This is a genomic window from Pseudomonas sp. App30 (assembly GCF_047947025.1).
In the GTDB taxonomy this organism is placed as follows: domain Bacteria; phylum Pseudomonadota; class Gammaproteobacteria; order Pseudomonadales; family Pseudomonadaceae; genus Aquipseudomonas.
Genome location: NZ_CP133165.1, coordinates 4,866,345 through 4,885,787, shown reverse-complemented (window position 1 = coordinate 4,885,787; position 19,443 = coordinate 4,866,345). Strand labels below are relative to the sequence as shown.

The following is a 19,443-nucleotide window of genomic DNA, read 5'->3' as shown; positions in this document are numbered from 1 at the left end:
GCAACGAACTTGCTATGTAACTCTCAGACCCCGTCCGGTGCCCTGCCCCGGACACATCCATTGCGTAGGCCAGCCGTCATCTGGCCCCGAGGAGTTTCCATGAGCGAGTTGCGTTTTACTGTCGAACACGAATGGCTGCGCGTTGAAGCGGACGGCAGTGTCACAGTCGGCATCACCCCCTTTGCCCAGAACGCCCTGGGTGACGTGGTGTTCGTGCAATTGCCGGAACTGACCACCTACGCCAAGGATGCCGAAGTCTCGGTGCTGGAATCGGTGAAGGCCGCCAGCAGCATCAACATGCCGCTGGACGGCGAAGTGGTCGAAGTGAACAACGAACTCGACGCCAGCCCCGAGCTGGTCAACGAAGACGCCCTGGGCGCCGGCTGGTTCTTCCGCTTCATCCCGGCTGATGCCAGCCAGGTCGGCGAGCTGCTGGACCAGCAGGCCTACGACAACCTGATCGCCGCCCAGGCCTGAGGATTCACGATGACCACCTCGCTGACCACCACCAACGAATTCATCGCCCGTCACATCGGCCCGCGCGCCGCCGACGAGCAGGCCATGCTGGCCACCCTGGGCTATGACAACCTCGACGCGCTGACCGCCAGCGTCATCCCCGACAGCATCAAGGGCACCGCCGTGCTCGACCTGCCGGCCGGCCAGGGTGAAGCCGAGGCCCTGGCCGCCATCAAGGCCATCGCCGCGCAGAACCAGCTGTTCAAGACCTACATCGGCCAGGGCTACTACAACTGCCACACCCCGGCGCCGATCCTGCGCAACCTGCTGGAAAACCCGGCCTGGTACACCGCCTACACCCCGTACCAGCCAGAAATCTCCCAGGGCCGCCTGGAAGCGCTGCTGAATTTCCAGACCCTGATCAGCGACCTCACCGGCCTGCCGATCGCCAACGCCTCGCTGCTGGACGAAGCCACCGCCGCCGCCGAAGCCATGACCTTCTGCAAGCGCCTGAGCAAGAACAAGGGCAGCCACCGGTTCTTCGCCTCCGCCCATTGCCACCCGCAAACCCTGGACGTGCTGCGCACCCGTGCCGAGCCCCTGGGCATTGAAGTGGTAGTGGCCGACGAGGCCCAGCTGGATGACGTCAGTGAGTACTTCGGCGCGCTGCTGCAGTACCCGGCCAGCAACGGCGACATCTTCGACTACCGCGCGCTGGTGGAGCGCTTCCACGCCGCCAACGCCCTGGTAGCCGTGGCCGCCGACCTGCTGGCCCTGACCCTGCTGACCCCGCCGGGCGAGTTCGGCGCCGACGTGGCCATCGGCAGCGCCCAGCGCTTCGGCGTGCCGCTGGGCTTCGGTGGCCCGCACGCGGCCTACTTCTCCACCCGCGACGCGTTCAAGCGCGACATGCCCGGCCGCCTGGTGGGCGTGTCCATCGACCGCCACGGCAAGACCGCCCTGCGCCTGGCCATGCAAACCCGCGAGCAGCACATCCGCCGCGAGAAGGCCACCAGCAACATCTGCACCGCCCAGGTGCTGCTGGCCAACATCGCCAGCATGTACGCCGTGTACCACGGCCCGGCTGGCCTGGTGCAGATTGCCCGCCGCACCCACAGCCTGACCGCCATCCTGGCCCAGGGCCTGAGCGCCATGGGCGTCACCGTCGAGCAGCAGCACTTCTTCGACACCCTCACCCTGGCCACCGGCAGCGCCACTGCCGAGCTGCACGCCAAGGCCCGCGCCGCCGGCCTCAACCTGCGTGAAATCGACGCCCAACGCCTGGGCCTGTCGCTGGACGAGACCACTCGCCAGGCCGACGTCGAAGCCCTCTGGGCACTGTTCCCAGGCCAGCAGCCTGCATTCGACGCCCTGGCTGCCAGCGTCGCCGACGCCCTGCCGGCCGGCCTGCTGCGCCAGTCGCCGATCCTCGCCCACGAAGTGTTCAACCGCTACCACTCCGAAACCGAGCTGATGCGCTACCTGCGCAAGCTGGCCGACAAGGACCTGGCGCTGGACCGCACCATGATCCCGCTGGGCTCGTGCACCATGAAGCTCAACGCCGCCAGCGAGATGATCCCCATCACCTGGCCGGAATTCGGCAGCCTGCACCCGTTCGCCCCGGCCGAGCAGAGCAAGGGCTACCAGCTGCTGACCGACGAGCTGGAAAGCATGCTGTGCAAGGCCACCGGCTATGACGCCGTGTCGCTGCAGCCCAACGCCGGCTCCCAGGGCGAGTACGCCGGCCTGCTGGCCATTCGCGCCTACCACCACAGCCGTGGCGACGAGCGCCGCGACATCTGCCTGATTCCGTCGTCGGCCCACGGCACCAACCCCGCCACCGCCCACATGGCCGGCATGCGCGTGGTAGTGACCGCCTGCGACGAGCGCGGCAACGTCGACATCGAAGACCTGCGCGCCAAGGCCATCGAGCACCGCGAGCGCCTGGCCGCGATCATGATCACCTACCCGTCGACCCACGGCGTGTTCGAGGAAGGCATCCGCGAGATCTGCGCCATCGTCCACGACAACGGCGGCCAGGTGTACATCGACGGCGCCAACATGAACGCCATGGTCGGCCTATGTGCCCCGGGCAAGTTCGGCGGCGACGTCTCGCACCTGAACCTGCACAAGACCTTCTGCATCCCGCACGGCGGTGGCGGCCCGGGCGTCGGCCCGATCGGCGTGAAGTCGCACCTGGCACCCTTCATGCCCGGCCACGGCACCATGGCGCGCAAGGAAGGCGCCGTCTGCGCCGCTCCGTTCGGCAGCGCCTCGATCCTGCCAATCACCTGGATGTACATCCGCATGATGGGCGGCGAAGGCCTCAAGCGCGCCTCGCAGTTGGCCATCCTCAACGCCAACTACATCTCGCGCCGCCTGGAAGAGCACTATCCTGTGTTGTACACCGGCAGCAACGGCCTGGTGGCCCACGAGTGCATCCTCGACCTGCGCCCGTTGAAGGACAGCAGCGGCATCAGCGTCGACGACGTGGCCAAGCGCCTGATCGACTTCGGTTTCCACGCCCCGACCATGTCGTTCCCGGTGGCCGGCACGCTGATGATCGAGCCGACCGAAAGCGAATCCAAGGCTGAACTGGACCGCTTCTGCGACGCCATGATCCGCATCCGCGAAGAGATTCGCGCGGTGGAAAGCGGCGCCCTGGACAAGGACGACAACCCGCTGAAGAACGCGCCGCACACCGCTGCCGAACTGGTGGGCGAGTGGACCCACGCCTACAGCCGCGAACAGGCGGTGTACCCGCTGGCCTCGCTGGTGGAAAGCAAGTACTGGCCGCCGGTCGGGCGCGTCGACAACGTGTTTGGCGACCGCAACCTGGTGTGTGCCTGCCCGTCGATCGAGGCGTATCAGGACGTTTGAGGAAATTGCCTGGGGGCACCCTGCCCCCATCGCAAGGATTGACGATTGTGGGAGCTGGCTTGCCAGCGAGATTTTTGCGCCGCCGAAAAGCTCGCTGGCAAGCCAGCTCCCACAATGCCCGCAAGGCTCTGGAGAACTTGTATGTCCCTAAGCGTTTTCGACCTCTTCAAGATCGGCATCGGCCCCTCCAGTTCCCACACGGTGGGGCCCATGCGCGCCGCCGCGCGCTTCGTCGAGGGCCTGCGCCGCGACGACCTGCTGCTGGCCACCGCCACCGTCAAGGCCGAGCTGTACGGCTCGCTGGGCGCCACCGGCAAGGGCCACGGCAGCGACAAGGCGGTGCTGCTGGGCCTGGAAGGCTCGCACCCCGACACCGTCGACACCGCGACCGTGGACGCCCGCCTGCAGGCTATCCGCGCCAGCGGGCGCCTCAACCTGCTGGGCGAACACAGCATCGCCTTCGTCGAAAAACAGCACCTGGCGATGATCCGCAAACCCCTGCCCTTCCACCCCAACGGCATGATCTTCCGTGCCCTGGACGAACACGGCCTGGAGATTCGCAGCCGCGAGTACTACTCAGTGGGCGGTGGCTTCGTGGTGGATGAGGGCGCGGCGGGTGCCGACCGCATTGTCGAAGACACCACGGTGCTGCCCTTCCCGTTCAAGACCGGCAAGGAACTGCTGGCCCATTGCGCGGCGCAGGGCATGACCATCAGCCAGCTGATGCTGGCCAATGAAAGCGCCTGGCGCCAGGAAGCCGAGACCCGCGCCGGCCTGCTGAACATCTGGCAGGTGATGCAGGACTGCGTCGAGGCCGGTTGCCGCAACGAAGGCATCCTGCCCGGCGGCCTGAAGGTCAAGCGCCGTGCCGCGGCGCTGTACCGGCAGCTGTGCAAGAACCCCGAGGCCGCCCTGCGCGACGCGCTGTCGGTGCTGGACTGGGTCAACCTCTACGCCCTGGCGGTGAACGAGGAAAACGCCTTCGGTGGCCGCGTGGTCACCGCCCCCACCAACGGCGCGGCCGGTATCGTGCCGGCGGTGCTGCATTACTACATGCGCTTCGTGCCCGGTGCCAACGAGGACGGCGTGGTGCGCTTCCTGCTCACCGCCGCCGCCATCGGCATCCTGTACAAGGAAAACGCCTCCATTTCCGGCGCCGAGGTGGGCTGCCAGGGTGAGGTCGGCGTGGCTTGCTCCATGGCTGCCGGCGCCCTGTGCGAGGTGATGGGCGGCAGCGTGCAGCAGGTCGAGAACGCCGCCGAAATCGGCATGGAACACAACCTGGGCCTGACCTGCGACCCCATCGGCGGCCTGGTGCAGGTGCCCTGCATCGAGCGCAACGCCATGGGCTCGGTGAAGGCCATCAACGCCGTGCGCATGGCCCTGCGCGGCGACGGCGTGCACTACGTGTCGCTGGACAAGGTTATCCGCACCATGCGCCAGACCGGCGCCGACATGAAAAGCAAATACAAAGAGACCGCCCGTGGCGGCCTGGCCGTCAACATCATCGAGTGTTGAGGTACCCTTTCGAATTCAGGAGTCAACGATGTCCGAAGCACTGCAACACACCCCGCTGCACGCCCTGCACCTGGAACTGGGTGCCCGCATGGTGCCCTTCGCCGGCTACGACATGCCGGTGCAATACCCGCTGGGCGTGATGAAGGAGCACCTGCACAGCCGCGAGCAGGCCGGCCTGTTCGACGTGTCGCACATGGGCCAGATCCGCCTGGTCGGCAGCGACGCCGCCAAGGCCCTGGAAACCCTGGTGCCGGTGGACATCGTCGACCTGCCCGTGGGCATGCAGCGCTACGCCATGTTCACCAACCCGCAGGGCGGCATCCTCGACGACCTGATGGTCGCCAACCTGGGCGACGACACCCTGTTTCTGGTGGTCAACGCCGCCTGCAAGGACCAGGACCTGGCCCACCTGCGCGCGCACATCGGCGACCGTTGCCAGATCCAGCCGCTGTTCGAGGAACGCGCCCTGCTGGCCCTGCAAGGCCCTGCTGCAGTCACCGTGCTGGCGCGCCTGGCGCCGCAAGTGGCGCAGATGACTTTCATGCAATTTGCCCCGGCGCAGCTGCTGGGCGTGGCCTGCTATGTCAGCCGCTCGGGCTACACCGGTGAAGACGGCTTCGAGATCTCGGTGCCGGCCGCCAGTGCCGAGGCCCTGGCGCGCTGCCTGCTGGCCGAGCCGGAAGTAGCGGCCATCGGCCTGGGCGCGCGCGACTCGCTGCGCCTGGAAGCCGGCCTGTGCCTGTACGGCCACGACATGAACGAGCAGACCACGCCGATCGAGGCCAGCCTGCTGTGGGCCATCTCCAAGGCTCGCCGTGCCGACGGCGCCCGTGCCGGTGGCTTCCCTGGCGCCGAGGCGATCTTCGCCCAGCAACAGGCCGGCGTGGCCCGCAAGCGCGTGGGCCTGCTGCCCCAGGAACGCACGCCAGTGCGTGAAGGCGCCGAGATCGTCGATGCCAGCGGCGCCATCATCGGCACCGTGTGCAGCGGCGGCTTTGGCCCTACCCTGGGCGGCCCGGTAGCCATGGGCTACGTGGACAGCGCCCACGCGGCGCTGGACACCCCGGTGTGGGCCATCGTGCGTGGCAAGAAAGTGGCCATGAAGGTCAGCAAGATGCCGTTCGTGCCGCAGCGCTACTACCGCGGCTGAGGGGCCGGCAATGACAGCTCAGGGCGGGCTGTCATTTTGCCGCAACGTGCAGGGTGTTCTATTCGATTTCGAACTGGCGTTAGACCATTCGAAAATACCTGAATGAAAGAGTCGGAAACCCCCGTAGGAAAAGGCTCGAACGGTCGTAAAAAAGGTGAAAAACCTGCGTGGCTCAGGGCTTGTTTTTCTGGCTGAAGTTAGCGTAGAGTTTCCTCACTGTGTTTGCATGGGTCGCTATGGTTCGTGACCTGGGCAGTAGCTCTGTGTATTGCTACAACCCGTTCGACGTCTCTTACTTTCCTGCAACCAGCCCAGTATCTCTTTCACCTGAAAGAAGCTGTCATCAATTCAAGTTCCAAGGAAATAAGAAAATGTCCCAACGTCAGAGCGGTACCGTCAAGTGGTTTAACGACGAGAAAGGTTTTGGTTTTATCACTCCAGAAAGCGGTCCGGATCTGTTCGTGCACTTCCGCGCTATCCAGGGCAACGGCTTCAAGAGCCTGAAAGAAGGCCAAAAAGTGACTTTCATCGCCGTTCAAGGCCAGAAAGGCATGCAAGCTGACGAAGTACAAGCCGAAGGCTGATTCGTCCAGTTGCGCAAAAAGCCCCTGCCGGGAACGCCAGGGGCTTTTTTGTGCCCGCGATTTGCTCGCACCCACACGGAGAGGCAAGGATGACCCGACGACTGACCCCACAAGGTGACTTCGCCCCCGCCGCCTTTGGCCGGCGCATGGCGGCCGTGCTGTATGACTTCCTGCTGTGCGTTGCGCTGCTGATGGTGACCACGCTGGTGTACAAGCTGATCATGATGGCGTTCATCGGCGAGGCACGCCTGCGGGCGCTGTCGGAGTCCGGCTCGCTGGACGGCGACCCCTTCCTGTCGACCCTGCTGTTCTGCGCCCTGTTCGCCTTCTTCGCCAAGTTCTGGATGCACGCCGGGCAGACCCTGGGCATGCAGGTGTGGGGCGTGCGCGTACAGAACGCCGACGGCACCGCCATCAGCTTGTGGCAGGCGCTACTGCGCTTCATCGTCGCCATTGGCTCGTGGCTGTGCTTTGGCGCCGGGTTCTGGTGGGCCCTGGTGGACAAGCAGAAGCGTGGCTGGCATGACCTGTATTCAGGCACGCAGCTGGTGTATATCCCCAAGAAGGCCCGTTGATGGGCACAAAAAAACCGACCCAAGGGTCGGTTTTTTCATGAGGCGAAGGCTTACCCCGCGCGGCGCAGCAGCCACCAGCCCACCGCCGCACACACCAGCGACGGGATGACCACCGCCAACAGCGGCGGGAAGCCGAACACTAGGCTCGAGGGGCCCAGCAGGTCCTGGACGATGCGGAAGGTGAAGCCCACCAGCACGCCGGTGAACACACGCTGGCCCAGGGTTACCGAACGCAGCGGGCCGAAGATGAACGAGATCGCCATCAGCACCAGCGCGGCGGTCACCAACGGCTGCAGGATCTTGGTCCAGAACGCCAGCCAGTAGGTGGAGTTGCTCAGGCCCTGGTCCGCCAGGTAGTGGATGTAGCTCCACAACCCGGTGATGGACAACGATTCGGGAGCCATCACCACGGTGCTCAGCAGCTGCGGCGTGACGGTCACGTCCCACTGTTCGGTGGGGTTGCTGATGACCTCGGTGCGGTCGTCATGGAACACCGTGGTGGCCACGTCGGTGAGGTTCCAGTGGCCATCGGCGTACTGGGCCTTCTTGGCGAAGCTGGCGGTCTTGATGTGGCGCTCGTTGTCGAAGGTGTAGCGGGTCACGCCATACAACAGGCCGGCAGGCTGCACGGTGTTGATGTGGATGAACTGCTCGCCCTCGCGGTGCCACAGGCCGTGGCGACCGCTTTGCGCGTCGCCGATGCCCTGGGCCAGCGAGCGGTCGGCCTGGGCCTTGGCCTCGGTGACCGGGGCGACGTATTCGCCTATCAGCAGGCCGCAGACCATCAGCACCAGCATGGGCTTCATCACTGCCCAGACGATGCGCGACACCGACACGCCGGCCGCGCGCATGATGGTCAGCTCGCTGTTGCTGGCCAGGGTGCCCAGGCCGATCAGGCAGCCGATCAGCGCGGCCATCGGCAGCATGTCGTAGAGCCGGCGTGGTGCGGTCAGCAGCACGAACCAGGCCACGTCGGCGAGGCCGTAGGTGGGGCTGATGTCGCTCATCTCGTCGATGAAGGCGAACAGCGTGGCCAGGCCGAGGATAACCCCCAGCACGGCGAGGATTGCCATCAGCACGCTGCTGCCGATGTACCGGTCGAGCTTAACCATGGGCCACCTCCGTCGCCGCGCGACGGCTGGCCAGCTTCAGGCGCAGCGGTTCCCAGTACATCAGCGCCAGGCCGATGGCCAGGAACAGCCCGTGCACCCACCACAGCCCCAGGGCGGAATGGATCTTGCCTTTTTCCAGGGCACCACGCGCCGAGATCAGGATGGTCAGGTAGGCCATATACAGGAGAATCGCCGGCAGCAATTTGAGGAAGCGGCCCTGGCGCGGGTTGACCCGGGCCAGCGGCACGGCCATCAGGGTGACGATGAACACCAGCAACGGCAGCGACAGGCGCCATTGCAGTTCGGCAGGGTCATTGACCTCGCCGGAGAACAGCTTGGCGCTGGGGATGGCGTCGCGGTCGGTGACTTCTTCACTGACCTCGGGCTTGGGCAGCATCACGCCGTAGGTGTCGTACTTGATGGCACGGTAGTCGGCCTGGCCGGGGATGCCGTCGTAGCGGTAGCCGTTGGTCAGGATCAGGTAGCGGCTGCCATCGGGGTGGCGGTCCTGGCGGCCCTTCTCGCCCAGAAGCAGGGTGATGCCGCGGTCCTTGGCGTCCTGGCCCAGGCGCTTCTGCGAGATGAACACGCCGCCCAGGTTGATGCGGTCGTCGCTCATGCTCTCGGTGTAGGTCACCCGGCTTTCGTCACGCAGGGCCTGGAAGCGGCCTGGCTCGAGGGTGTCGAACTCGGTCATGGCGTCCTGCTGGTTGAGCACCATGGAGAACTGCTGCGCGCCCAGGGGCGCCAGGCTCAGGCTCAGCCAGGCGACGATGACGGCCACTACCGCGGCAGGTGCCATGGTGATGGCCAGCAGGCGCTGCTGGCTCATGCCGGTGGCCGCCAGCACGGTCATCTCGCTTTCCAGGTACAGCCTGCCGTAGGACAGCAGGATGCCCAGGAACAGGCCCAGGGGCAGGATCAGCTGCAGGAAGCCCGGCAGGCGGTAGCCCATGATGAGGAACAGCACGCCTGGGTCCAGGGCGCCGGAAGCGGCCTGGGCCAGGTACTTGACGAAGCGCCCGCTCATGATGATCACCAGCAGGACCGCGCTGACGGCACTGAGGGTGAGCATGACTTCGCGGGACAGATAACGGAAGACGATCAAACCGGACACTCCAGGGTTGTCAGGCTCAGACGGCCGAACAAGGGATACATAGCTGACACTTCTACGGGTGGATTCGCACCAGGCGAACCGGAAAAAAGTTGGCGCATTATCCTGTGATTGGGCCTGCCTGTCACTTCGCGTGCATACCCAGTTACGCAAAGCCTGCGCGAAGGGTTGTCAGGCTCCGTCGGCAGGGCTCAAACTGGGGACTTTGACCCGGCCCGCCACGGGCAGTGCCGGGGGCTGTATTCGCACGACCAACGCTGCCGTGCACACCAATAGATCATTAGGGGACCCGGAAATGGAACTGGTTGTAAAAAGCACAAGCGCCGAAAGCCTGAAGACCGCGACCCTGGTCGTCGCCGTGGGCGAAGGCCGCACCCTGGGTACCGTCGGCAAGCAGGTCGACGAGCTGAGCAGCGGCGCCCTGACCGCCGTGCTCAAGCGTGGCGACCTGGCCGGCAAGCCGGGCCAGACCCTGCTGCTGCACAACCTGCCGGGCCTCAAGGCCGAGCGCGTGCTGCTGGTAGGCACCGGCGCCGACGAACTGCTGGGCGACCGCGCCTGGCGCAAGCTGGGCGCCGCCGTGCTGGGCGCACTCAAGGGCCTGGGCGGCAGCGACGCCGTGGTGGCACTCGACGAGCTGGGCGTGAAAGGCCGTGACGCCTACGGCAAGACGCGCCTGCTGGCCGAGACCCTGCTGGACGGCGAATACGTGTTCGACCGCTTCAAGAGCAAGAAGGCCGAGCCCCGCGCCCTGAAGAAGATCACCCTGGTGACCGACAAGGCCAGCCAGGCCGACGTCGAGCGCGCCGTGACCCACGCCAGCGCCATCGCCGCGGGCATGAGCTTCACCCGTGACCTGGGCAACCTGCCGCCGAACATCTGCCACCCAAGCTACCTGGCCGAGCAGGCCAAGGAACTGGGCAAGGAACACAAGAACCTCAAGGTCGAGATCCACGACGAGAAGAAGCTCAAGGAACTGGGCATGGGCGCCTTCATGGCCGTGGCCCAGGGCAGCGAGCAGCCACCGCGCCTGATCGTGCTCAACTACCAGGGCGCCAAGAAATCCGAGAAGCCGCACGTGCTGGTGGGCAAGGGCATCACCTTCGACACCGGTGGCATCAGCATCAAGCCGGCCGCCGGCATGGACGAGATGAAGTACGACATGTGCGGCGCCGCCAGCGTGTTCGGCACCCTGCGCGCCGTGCTGGAGCTCAAGCTGCCAATCAACCTGGTGTGCCTGCTGGCCTGCGCCGAGAACATGCCGAGCGGCGGCGCTACCCGCCCTGGCGACATCGTCAGCACCATGAGCGGCCAGACTGTGGAAATCCTCAACACCGACGCCGAAGGCCGCCTGGTGCTGTGCGACACCCTGACCTACGCCGAGCGCTTCAAGCCGGCTTCGGTGATCGACATCGCCACCCTGACCGGCGCCTGCATGGTTGCCTTGGGCGCCCATACCTCGGGCCTGATGGGCAACAACGAGGAACTGGTGGCCCAGCTGCTGGAAGCCGGCCAGCAGGCCGACGACCGCGCCTGGCAGCTGCCGCTGTTCGATGAGTACCAGGAACAGCTGGACTCGCCGTTCGCCGACATTGCCAACATCGGCGGCCCGAAAGGCGGCGCCATCACCGCTGGTTGCTTCCTGTCGCGCTTCGCCAAGAGCTACCCCTGGGCGCACCTGGACATCGCCGGCACCGCCTGGGTCAGCGGTGGCAAGGACAAGGGCGCCAGTGGCCGCCCAGTGCCCCTGCTGACCCAGTACCTGCTGGACCGCGCTGGCGCGTGATGCCCCTGACGCGGCCTGGCGCCCGCTGCTACGCACCTCCGTGTAGCTGCGGCCGCCAGGCCGCGTCACCAGCGCCGCACATGGACCCAACATGACCAAAGTCGACTTCTACATTTTGCCCAGCCCGCTGCCCGCAGCGCGCCTGGACTTCGCCTGCAAGCTGGTGGAAAAGGCCTGGCGCCTGGGCCACCGGGTGTACCTGCACTGCAGCGACGCCGAGCAGCGCGAGCAACTCGACGCCCGCCTGTGGGCCTTCAAGGGCGAAAGCTTCGTGCCCCACAGCCTGGCTGAACAAGACCCGGACGCCGTCATCGCCCTGGGCCTTGCCGACGCACCCGCCAGCCACCAGGACCTGCTGGTGAACCTGGACCTCAAGGTACCGGCCTTCGCCGGCCGCTTCGCCCGCGTGGCCGAGGTGGTGGTCGAAGACCCTGCTATTCGTCAGGCCGCACGGGAGAGTTTCCGTTTCTACCGTGAACAGGGCTATCCTCTGCAAGATCACCGCTTACAGCGACTCTGAGCCAACGATGGACACTGCAAACAAGCTGCCCAAGTCCGTGCACCTGCTGGACGACCTCGAGTCGATCCGCAAGCTGCTCGGCGATGACACCCTGCAACCGCCGCTGCTGACCGACACCGTGGTCAGCGCCGAACAGATCCCGCTGCTCTTCGACCAGCTCGAAGCCCAGCAACGCGCCGAGGCCCAGGCCCAGGCCGCACCACCCGAGCCGCCGCCCGCCGCCGAGCCGGCCACCCCCGCGCAGAACCGCCAGGACACCCTGCTGCACCTGGACGCCGAACTGCGCGCCGCCGCGCAATTGATCATGCAGGACGTGATCGACGACTTCGCGCCGCACATCGAGACCGAGATCAAGCGCCGCCTGGAAGCGCGCATGGAACGGCTGCTCAACCCGTAAGCTCCCATTGCCGTAGCCGCTGCCGCAGGCTGCGCTGGCCCTCTACCTCGCTGAAGATCTCCAGCGCACTCAGGGGCCAGCGCAGCCTGCGGCAGCGGCTACATGCCTACCGATCCCGGCCTATCCCCGTTATACTAATCGGCTTTCCTGAATAAATGCCTATTAGGGTCCCGCCGAGCATGGATAAGACCTACCAGCCGCACGCCATTGAAACTTCCTGGTACCAGACCTGGGAGTCCGAGAACTATTTCGCTCCGCAAGGCGCGGGCGACTCGTACACCATCATGATCCCGCCGCCGAACGTCACCGGCAGCCTGCACATGGGCCATGGTTTCAACAACGCGATCATGGACGCCCTGATCCGTTTCCGCCGCATGCAGGGCCGCAACACCCTGTGGCAGCCGGGCACCGACCACGCCGGTATCGCCACCCAGATGCTGGTGGAGCGCCAGCTCGAAGCCCAGGGCCAGAACCGTCATGACCTGGGCCGCGAGAAGTTCCTGGAGAAAGTCTGGGAATGGAAGGACCAGTCGGGTGGCAACATCAGCCGCCAGATCCGCCGCCTGGGCTCGTCCGTGGACTGGAGCCGCGAGCGCTTCACCATGGACGACGGCCTGTCGGAAGCGGTGAAGGAAGCCTTCGTGCGCCTGCACGAAGACGGCCTGATCTACCGCGGCAAGCGCCTGGTCAACTGGGACACCAAGCTGCACACGGCGATTTCCGACCTGGAAGTGGAGAACCACGACGAGAAAGGCTCGCTGTGGAACCTGCGCTACCCGCTGGCCGACGGCGCCAAGACCGCCGAGGGCCTGGATTACCTGATCGTCGCTACCACTCGTCCGGAAACCATGCTGGGTGACGCGGCCGTGGCCGTGAACCCGAACGATCCGCGCTACCAGGCCCTGATCGGCAAGTTCGTCGAGCTGCCGCTGGTTGGCCGCCGCATCCCGATCATCGCCGACGACTACTGCGACCCTGAATTCGGCACCGGCTGCGTGAAGATCACCCCGGCCCACGATTTCAACGACTACGAAGTCGGCAAGCGTCACAACCTGCCGCTGCTGAACATCTTCGACAAGAACGCCAACGTGCTGCCGGCTGCCCAGGTGTTCAACCTGGACGGCACGCTGAACGACAGCGTCGACGGCACTCTGCCGGCCGAATACGCCGGCCTGGACCGCTTCGAGGCGCGCAAGCAGATCGTCGCCGCCTTCGACGCCGCCGGCCTGCTGGTGAGCGTCGACGACCACGCGCTTAAAGTGCCGAAGGGCGACCGCTCGGGCACCATCATCGAGCCGTGGCTGACCGACCAGTGGTACGTGTCCACCAAGCCGCTGGCCGAGCCTGCTATCGCCGCCGTGGAAGACGGCCGCATCCAGTTTGTGCCCAAGCAGTACGAAAACATGTACTTCTCGTGGATGCGCGACATCCAGGACTGGTGCATCAGCCGCCAGCTGTGGTGGGGCCACCGCATTCCAGCCTGGTACGACGAGTCCGGCAAGGTCTACGTCGGCCGCAGTGAAGAAGAAGTGCGCGCCAAGCACGGCCTGGGCGCCGACGTGGTCCTGAACCAGGACAACGACGTGCTCGACACCTGGTTCAGCTCGGGCCTGTGGACCTTCTCCACCCTGGGCTGGCCGGAACAGACCGAGTTCCTGAAGAAATTCCACTCCACCGACGTGCTGGTCACCGGCTTCGACATCATCTTCTTCTGGGTCGCCCGGATGATCATGCTGACCATGCACCTGGTGAAAGACCCGGATGGCACCCCGCAGGTACCGTTCAAGACCGTCTACGTGCACGGCCTGGTGCGTGATGGCCAGGGCCAGAAGATGTCCAAGTCCAAGGGCAACGTCCTCGACCCGCTGGACATCATCGACGGCATCGAGCTGGAAGCCCTGGTGCAGAAACGCACCAACGGCCTGATGCAGCCGAAACTGGCGAAGAAGATCGAGAAGCAGACCCGCGACGAGTTCGCCGACGGCATCGCCAGCTACGGCACCGACGCCCTGCGCTTCACCTTCTGCTCGCTGGCGTCCACCGGCCGCGACATCAAGTTCGACATGGGCCGCGTGGAAGGCTACCGCAACTTCTGCAACAAGATCTGGAACGCCACCCGCTACGTGCTGGACAAGGGCGAGGACTGCGGCCAGAACGGCGAGGCCTACGAGCTGTCCCTGGCGGACCGCTGGATCATCTCGCAGCTGCAGCGCACCGAAGCCGAAGTGACCCGCCAGCTGGACCAGTTCCGCTTCGACCTGGCCGCCCAGGCCCTGTACGAGTTCATCTGGAACCAGTACTGCGACTGGTACCTGGAGCTGTCCAAGCCTGTGCTGTGGGACGAGAACGCCCCGGTGGAGCGCCAGCGCGGCACCCGTCGCACCCTGGTGCGCGTGCTGGAAGTGGCCATGCGCCTGGCACACCCGTTCATGCCGTTCATCACCGAGGAAATCTGGCAGCGCCTGGCGCCGCTGGTCGGTGCCGAGGGCAAGACCATCATGCTGCAACCTTGGCCAGTGGCCAACGAAGCACGCATCGACGAGGCCGCAGAGCAGGACATCGAGTGGCTGAAAGGCCTGATGCTGGGCGTGCGCAACATCCGTGGCGAAATGAACATCGGCCCGGGCAAGCCCCTGGCGCTGTTCCTGAAGAACGCCAGCGCCGAAGACAAGCGCCGCCTGGTCGAGAACGAAGCCCTGCTGAAGAAGCTGGCCAAGCTCGAAGCCATCACCGTGCTGGAAGCCGGCGCCGAAGCCCCCCTGAGCGCCACCGCGCTGGTGGGCGAGCTGGAAGTGCTGGTGCCCATGGCCGGCCTGATCGACAAGGACGCTGAACTTGCGCGCCTGGACAAGGAAATCCAGCGCCTGCAGGGTGAAGTGGCCCGCGTGGGCGGCAAGCTGTCCAACGCCGCCTTCGTCGACAAGGCACCGCCTGCGGTGATCGACAAGGAGCGCGCGAAGATGGCCGAGGCCGAGCAAGCCCTGAGCAAGCTGGCCGAGCAGCACGCGCGCATCGCCAGCCTGTAAACCCTCCGGCGGCCCCATCGCGACCAAGGTCGGCTCCTACCCTGTAGGAGCCGACCTTGGTCGCGATGGGGCCAGCACGGACAACGGAAGTTTCCCCTCATGTCCGCCCCCAGCAAGCCCACCTTCCACCCCCGCAACCGCCATCAAGGCCGTTACGACTTCCCGCAACTGATCAAGAGCAGCCCCGAGCTTGGCCAGTACGTGATCCTCAACCCCTACGGCAAGGAAAGCATCGACTTCGCCAACCCGGCGGCGGTCAAGGTGTTCAACCGTGCCCTGCTCAAGGCCCTGTACGGCATCCAGCATTGGACGATCCCGGAAGGCTACCTGTGCCCGCCCATTCCCGGGCGCGCCGACTACATCCACGCCGCCGCCGACCTGCTGGCCGAAACCAACGGTGGCGAGATCCCCCGTGGCAGCTCGGTGCGCGCGCTGGACATCGGCACGGGTGCCAACTGCATCTACCCGCTGCTGGGCCACAGCGACTACCGCTGGCAGTTCACCGGCTCCGACATCGACAGCGTGGCCCTTGCCTCGGCCAAGGCCATCGTCCAGGCCAACAAGCTGGACAAGGGCATCAGCCTGCGCCAGCAGGGCAACCCGAAGCACATCCTCACCGGGCTGCTCAAGCCCGACGAGCGCTTCGACCTGACCCTGTGCAACCCGCCGTTCCACGCCTCACTGGAAGAAGCCACCCGCGGCAGCCAACGCAAATGGCGCGCCCTGGGCAAGGCCGACCCCAAGCGCAAGCTGCCGGTGCTGAACTTCGGTGGCCAGAGCAACGAGCTGTGGTGCGAGGGCGGCGAGATTCGGTTCGTCACCCAGCTGATCAACGAGAGCGTGGCGGTGGGCCAACAGGTGCTGTGGTTCAGCACCCTGGTGTCCAAGGCCTCGAACCTGCCACCAATCCAGTCGGCGCTGAAAAAGGCCGGCGCGCTGCAGGTGCGGGTGGTTGAAATGGGCCAGGGGCAGAAGCAGAGCCGCTTCGTGGCCTGGACCTTCCAGACCGACGCCCAGCAGCAAGCCTGGTACCCGTAGCAGCTGCCGAAGGCTGCGTCCGGGGCCACCGCGGTGCCCAGGACGCGGCCTGGCGGCCGCTGCTACGGGGATTGCGGGCACAAAAAAGCCGTGACCGGGTCGCCCCGGTCACGGCTTTTTCATGACGGGTTACAAGATTACTTGTTAACCGAATCAGTCAGCACTTTGGCTGGAACAAACTTGACGACTTTCTTGGCAGCGATTTCGATCGGTGCGCCAGTCGAAGGGTTACGGCCGGTGCGAGCTGGGCGCTCGGAGATTTTCAGCTTGCCAATGCCTGGCAGGGTGATTTCGCTGCCATTTTCCAGCTGGTCGGCAACGATCTGGCCCAGTTGCTCGAGAGCATTGCGCGCGGTGGTTTTCGGCGCGTCGATGGCTTCAGCGATGTCGGCGATCAGTTGGTCTTTGGTCAATGCCATGGTGGTGTTCCTTCCCTATCAAATTCAGTTGGATTGCAGAGTGCAACATCAGTCAAAAACGCCGTAACCCCTGGGGTTCGGCAATCGGTCTACAGTCACGCCAATCGCGAATGTAGATGCACAAATCGGTATTTGGTTCGACCTGACGGCAGCTATCTGCGGGCGATGCGCCCTTGTGGAGCGCAAGACCGGGCAAAACTAGCACACAGAACCAGAAATATCCGCCTCTACCTGGCCATTTGTTCAGGTTTATCACTGGTTTGGTTGAAAAATAGACAAAAGTCTCTAAATCACAGGCTGAAACGGCCCAGCCGGGCCGCCAAACCCCCAGTTGCGTTACACTTGGCGCCTTTGCGCACGGCCGACCTGCTCGCCCCTGCCCTGCCCCTTTCGACGAACCGAGAAGCCCCATGCCGATCCGTCACTGCATTGTCCACCTGATCGAAAAGAAACCCGACGGCACCCCTGCCGTGCTCCACGCCCGCGACTCGGAACTGGCCGAATCCCAGGCCATCGAGAACCTGCTGGCCGACCTCAACGACAGCTACAACGCCAAGCAAGGCAAAGCGTGGGGCTTCTTCCACGCCGAGTCCGGGGCCCACCCGTTCAGCGGCTGGCTGAAGCAGTACATGGACGCCGAGCAGGACTTCACCGCGTTCAGCCGCACGGCGGTGGAACACCTGCAGAAGCTGATGGAAGAGTCCAACCTGTCCACCGGCGGCCACGTGCTGTTCGCCCATTACCAGCAAGGCATGACCGACTACCTGGCCATCGCCCTGCTGCACCACAGCGAAGGCGTGGCGGTGAACGCCGAGCTGGACGTGACCCCGTCTCGCCACCTGGACCTGGGCCAGTTGCACCTGGCGGCGCGCATCAACATTTCCGAGTGGCAGTACAACAAGAACTCCAAGCAGTACATCTCGTTCATCAAGGGCAAGAACGGCAAGAAGGTCTCGGAGTACTTCCGCGACTTCATCGGCTGCCAGGAAGGCGTCGACGGCCCTGGCGAGACCCGCACCCTGCTCAAGGCCTTCAGCGACTTCGTGGAAAGCGAGGACCTGCCCGAGGAAGCCGCCCGCGAGAAGACCCAGGCGCTGGTGGACTACGCCACCACCCAGACCAAGCACGGCGAGCCCGTGGCCCTGGAAGAGCTCTCCGGGCTGATCGACGAAGACCGCCCGCGCGCCTTCTACGACCACATCCGCAACAAGGACTACGGCCTGTCGCCGGAGATCCCGGCGGACAAACGCACCCTCAACCAGTTCCGCCGCTTCACCGGCCGCGCCGAGGGCCTGTCCATCAGCTTCGAGGCGCACCTGCTGGGCTCCAAGATCGAATACGACGAAGAAGCCGGCACCCTGATCATCAAGGGCCTGCCCACCCAACTCACCGACCAGCTCAAGCGTCGCAAGGACTGAGCGGGTGCTGAATAAGACCCTCAAGCGCATGCTGCCCATCCTGCTGGTGGTGGTGATCTTCCAGCAGTGGGGCAAGATCGAGGCCTTCTTCAACCCCACCTCGCAGCTCTCGGCGCAGGCGCGCGCCAACGCCCAGGTCACCCTGTACGCCACCGACTGGTGTGGCTACTGCAAGGACTTCAGGCGCTTGCTGGACCGCCAGGGCGTGGCCTACAAGGAGTTCGACATCGACAAGGACGTGGAAGCACGCAAGCGCTACGAGACGCTGGGCGGGCGTGGGATACCGATGCTGGACGTGAATGGCACGCTACTGCGCCAATACGACGAAGCACAAATCCTGCAAGCCCTCCAGCACCCGTAACACCACACCCTCGTAGCCGCTGCCGTCAGGCTGCGCTGGCCCTGGAGTACACTGAAGCTCTCCAGCGTGGGCGCAGCCTGACGGCAGCGGCTACAGGATAAGCATGAATCGAGATTAATGTTTCTCCAGCTTGAACCCCAGCCGCGGGAAGTGCACGTGCACCACGCCCGCCCTGGGGTCTTCGCGGCGCACTATCAGCTCCTCGGCACCGGCGTACAGCAACTCGCCCACCACCGGGTCGACGCCATAGTCGATGGCCGCAACGCTAACCGGGTCGCCCACCTTGAAACCGTTCGGGTCGATAAAGCCGTCTTCCGGCAATGGCGCCGGCGCAGTGGAGCGGGCAATTTCCAGGGCCTCTTCGGCACTCAGTTCACTATAGGCACCGTGCCCGAAGCCCAGCACCCGGCCCAGCCAGGCATGCACGGCCGGGTACTCATCCACCAGCGGCGAGGTCACCGGCGTGCCCTTGAGGAACCACAGCGGGTGGGCCACGGCGAAGTCTGCAATCGACGGCTCGCCAAACAGGTAGTCGCTCTCCTCGCGCTGCAGCTGCTGCTCCAGGCGCGCCATGAACACCGGCCACTGGTGCTTGGCCTGCTCCAGCGGCAGCCTGCTGGCAGTGCCGCCGCTAAACAGCTGGGCACGGTCGGCGACGAACGCCTTGATCGCTTCCGGCGGCAGGCGGGCAAAGCGCACCGCCACCGACTCGGGCTGGAACACCAGGCTGACGGCGTGCTGGAACAGCACCGAATCGGCCCAGGCGGCAAAGGTGGCGACGGTAAATTCCTGGCCTTCGGGGAAGAACGCCGGCAGGGCTTTTTCCTGGTCCAGGCGACGGGCGATCAACGCCGTGTCACAGTAGATATCCGCGCCCACCTGCAGCACCGGAGTCTTGCGGTAGCCGCCGGTCAGCGCCACCAGGTCAGGCTTGGGCATCACCGGCGAAATCAGCACCGAGCGCCATGACAGGCCCTTGAAGCCCAGCATCAGGCGAGTCTTTTCGGCGAACGGGGATGTTGGGTAGTGATGCAGGATCAGCTCGGTCATCGTCGGCTCCGCCACGAGGGGTAAACCCCAAGCTTACCC

Annotated in this window: 17 protein-coding genes; 13 read left to right on the top strand and 4 right to left on the bottom strand. The window is 65.2% G+C overall.

The genetic code is table 11. The features are described 5' to 3' along the window. The first annotated feature begins 99 nt into the window (after nucleotides 1-99). From gcvH to RAM80_RS22585, 6 genes are all read left to right on the top strand, one after another. The gene (gene gcvH / locus RAM80_RS22610) at nucleotides 100-477 is read left to right on the top strand and encodes a glycine cleavage system protein GcvH (RefSeq protein ID WP_416422647.1); all 378 of its coding nucleotides are present in this window, start codon (nucleotides 100-102) and stop codon (nucleotides 475-477) included. A 9-nt stretch (nucleotides 478-486) separates the two neighbouring features. Beyond that, nucleotides 487-3,336 carry an aminomethyl-transferring glycine dehydrogenase gene (gene gcvP, locus RAM80_RS22605; protein WP_416422646.1) on the top strand — a complete coding sequence of 950 codons (2,850 nt, stop codon included), beginning with the start codon at nucleotides 487-489 and terminating at the stop codon, nucleotides 3,334-3,336. A gap of 141 nt (nucleotides 3,337-3,477) precedes the next feature. Further along, nucleotides 3,478-4,854: an L-serine ammonia-lyase gene (locus tag RAM80_RS22600; protein WP_416422645.1), complete on the top strand. Its 1,377-nt coding sequence runs from the start codon at nucleotides 3,478-3,480 to the stop codon at nucleotides 4,852-4,854. A 28-nt stretch (nucleotides 4,855-4,882) separates the two neighbouring features. After that, nucleotides 4,883-6,004, top strand: coding sequence for a glycine cleavage system aminomethyltransferase GcvT (gcvT, locus tag RAM80_RS22595; RefSeq protein ID WP_416422644.1), 1,122 nt, complete (start codon nucleotides 4,883-4,885; stop codon nucleotides 6,002-6,004). A gap of 371 nt (nucleotides 6,005-6,375) precedes the next feature. Further along, nucleotides 6,376-6,588, top strand: a complete 213-nt coding sequence (locus tag RAM80_RS22590) for a cold-shock protein (protein ID WP_007931076.1) — start codon at nucleotides 6,376-6,378, stop codon at nucleotides 6,586-6,588. A gap of 89 nt (nucleotides 6,589-6,677) precedes the next feature. Further along, nucleotides 6,678-7,163, top strand: a complete 486-nt coding sequence (locus RAM80_RS22585) for an RDD family protein (protein ID WP_416422643.1) — start codon at nucleotides 6,678-6,680, stop codon at nucleotides 7,161-7,163. A gap of 50 nt (nucleotides 7,164-7,213) precedes the next feature. On the opposite strand, the gene lptG is transcribed toward RAM80_RS22585, so the two are convergent. Further along, entirely contained in the window at nucleotides 7,214-8,275 is a 1,062-nt protein-coding gene (gene lptG, locus RAM80_RS22580; RefSeq protein WP_416422642.1) for an LPS export ABC transporter permease LptG, read from the bottom strand. Beyond that, a complete protein-coding gene (gene lptF / locus RAM80_RS22575) occupies nucleotides 8,268-9,383 on the bottom strand; it encodes an LPS export ABC transporter permease LptF (protein WP_416422641.1) in 1,116 nt (371 codons plus the stop codon). Before lptF ends, lptG begins: the two co-directional genes overlap by 8 nt. Nucleotides 9,384-9,684: 301 nt before the next feature. Here lptF and RAM80_RS22570 point away from each other — a divergent pair, with 301 nt between their 5' ends. From RAM80_RS22570 to rlmF, 5 genes are all read left to right on the top strand, one after another. After that, entirely contained in the window at nucleotides 9,685-11,175 is a 1,491-nt protein-coding gene (locus RAM80_RS22570) for a leucyl aminopeptidase (protein ID WP_416422640.1), read from the top strand. 91 nt (nucleotides 11,176-11,266) lie between these two features. Next, nucleotides 11,267-11,695: a DNA polymerase III subunit chi gene (locus RAM80_RS22565; RefSeq protein WP_416422639.1), complete on the top strand. Its 429-nt coding sequence runs from the start codon at nucleotides 11,267-11,269 to the stop codon at nucleotides 11,693-11,695. Between the two features lie 7 nt (nucleotides 11,696-11,702). Next, nucleotides 11,703-12,092, top strand: a complete 390-nt coding sequence (locus tag RAM80_RS22560; RefSeq protein WP_416422638.1) for a DNA polymerase III subunit chi — start codon at nucleotides 11,703-11,705, stop codon at nucleotides 12,090-12,092. Nucleotides 12,093-12,271: 179 nt separating this feature from the next. Beyond that, nucleotides 12,272-15,118 carry a valine--tRNA ligase gene (locus RAM80_RS22555; protein WP_416422637.1) on the top strand — a complete coding sequence of 949 codons (2,847 nt, stop codon included), beginning with the start codon at nucleotides 12,272-12,274 and terminating at the stop codon, nucleotides 15,116-15,118. 99 nt (nucleotides 15,119-15,217) lie between these two features. Beyond that, nucleotides 15,218-16,156 carry a 23S rRNA (adenine(1618)-N(6))-methyltransferase RlmF gene (gene rlmF / locus RAM80_RS22550; protein ID WP_416422636.1) on the top strand — a complete coding sequence of 313 codons (939 nt, stop codon included), beginning with the start codon at nucleotides 15,218-15,220 and terminating at the stop codon, nucleotides 16,154-16,156. Nucleotides 16,157-16,293: 137 nt separating this feature from the next. On the opposite strand, the gene RAM80_RS22545 is transcribed toward rlmF, so the two are convergent. After that, nucleotides 16,294-16,575, bottom strand: a complete 282-nt coding sequence (locus RAM80_RS22545) for an HU family DNA-binding protein (RefSeq protein WP_416422635.1) — start codon at nucleotides 16,573-16,575, stop codon at nucleotides 16,294-16,296. Nucleotides 16,576-16,985: 410 nt separating this feature from the next. Here RAM80_RS22545 and yejK point away from each other — a divergent pair, with 410 nt between their 5' ends. Then, nucleotides 16,986-17,993 (top strand): nucleoid-associated protein YejK, encoded by a 1,008-nt coding sequence (gene yejK, locus RAM80_RS22540; protein ID WP_416422634.1) that lies wholly within the window; start codon nucleotides 16,986-16,988, stop codon nucleotides 17,991-17,993. Nucleotides 17,994-17,997: 4 nt separating this feature from the next. Next, nucleotides 17,998-18,354 (top strand): glutaredoxin family protein, encoded by a 357-nt coding sequence (locus RAM80_RS22535; RefSeq protein ID WP_416422633.1) that lies wholly within the window; start codon nucleotides 17,998-18,000, stop codon nucleotides 18,352-18,354. 114 nt (nucleotides 18,355-18,468) lie between these two features. Here the strand turns inward: RAM80_RS22535 and RAM80_RS22530 are convergent, their stop codons facing one another. Next, nucleotides 18,469-19,404: a glutathione S-transferase family protein gene (locus RAM80_RS22530; RefSeq protein WP_416422632.1), complete on the bottom strand. Its 936-nt coding sequence runs from the start codon at nucleotides 19,402-19,404 to the stop codon at nucleotides 18,469-18,471. Between the last annotated feature and the right edge of the window lie 39 nt (nucleotides 19,405-19,443).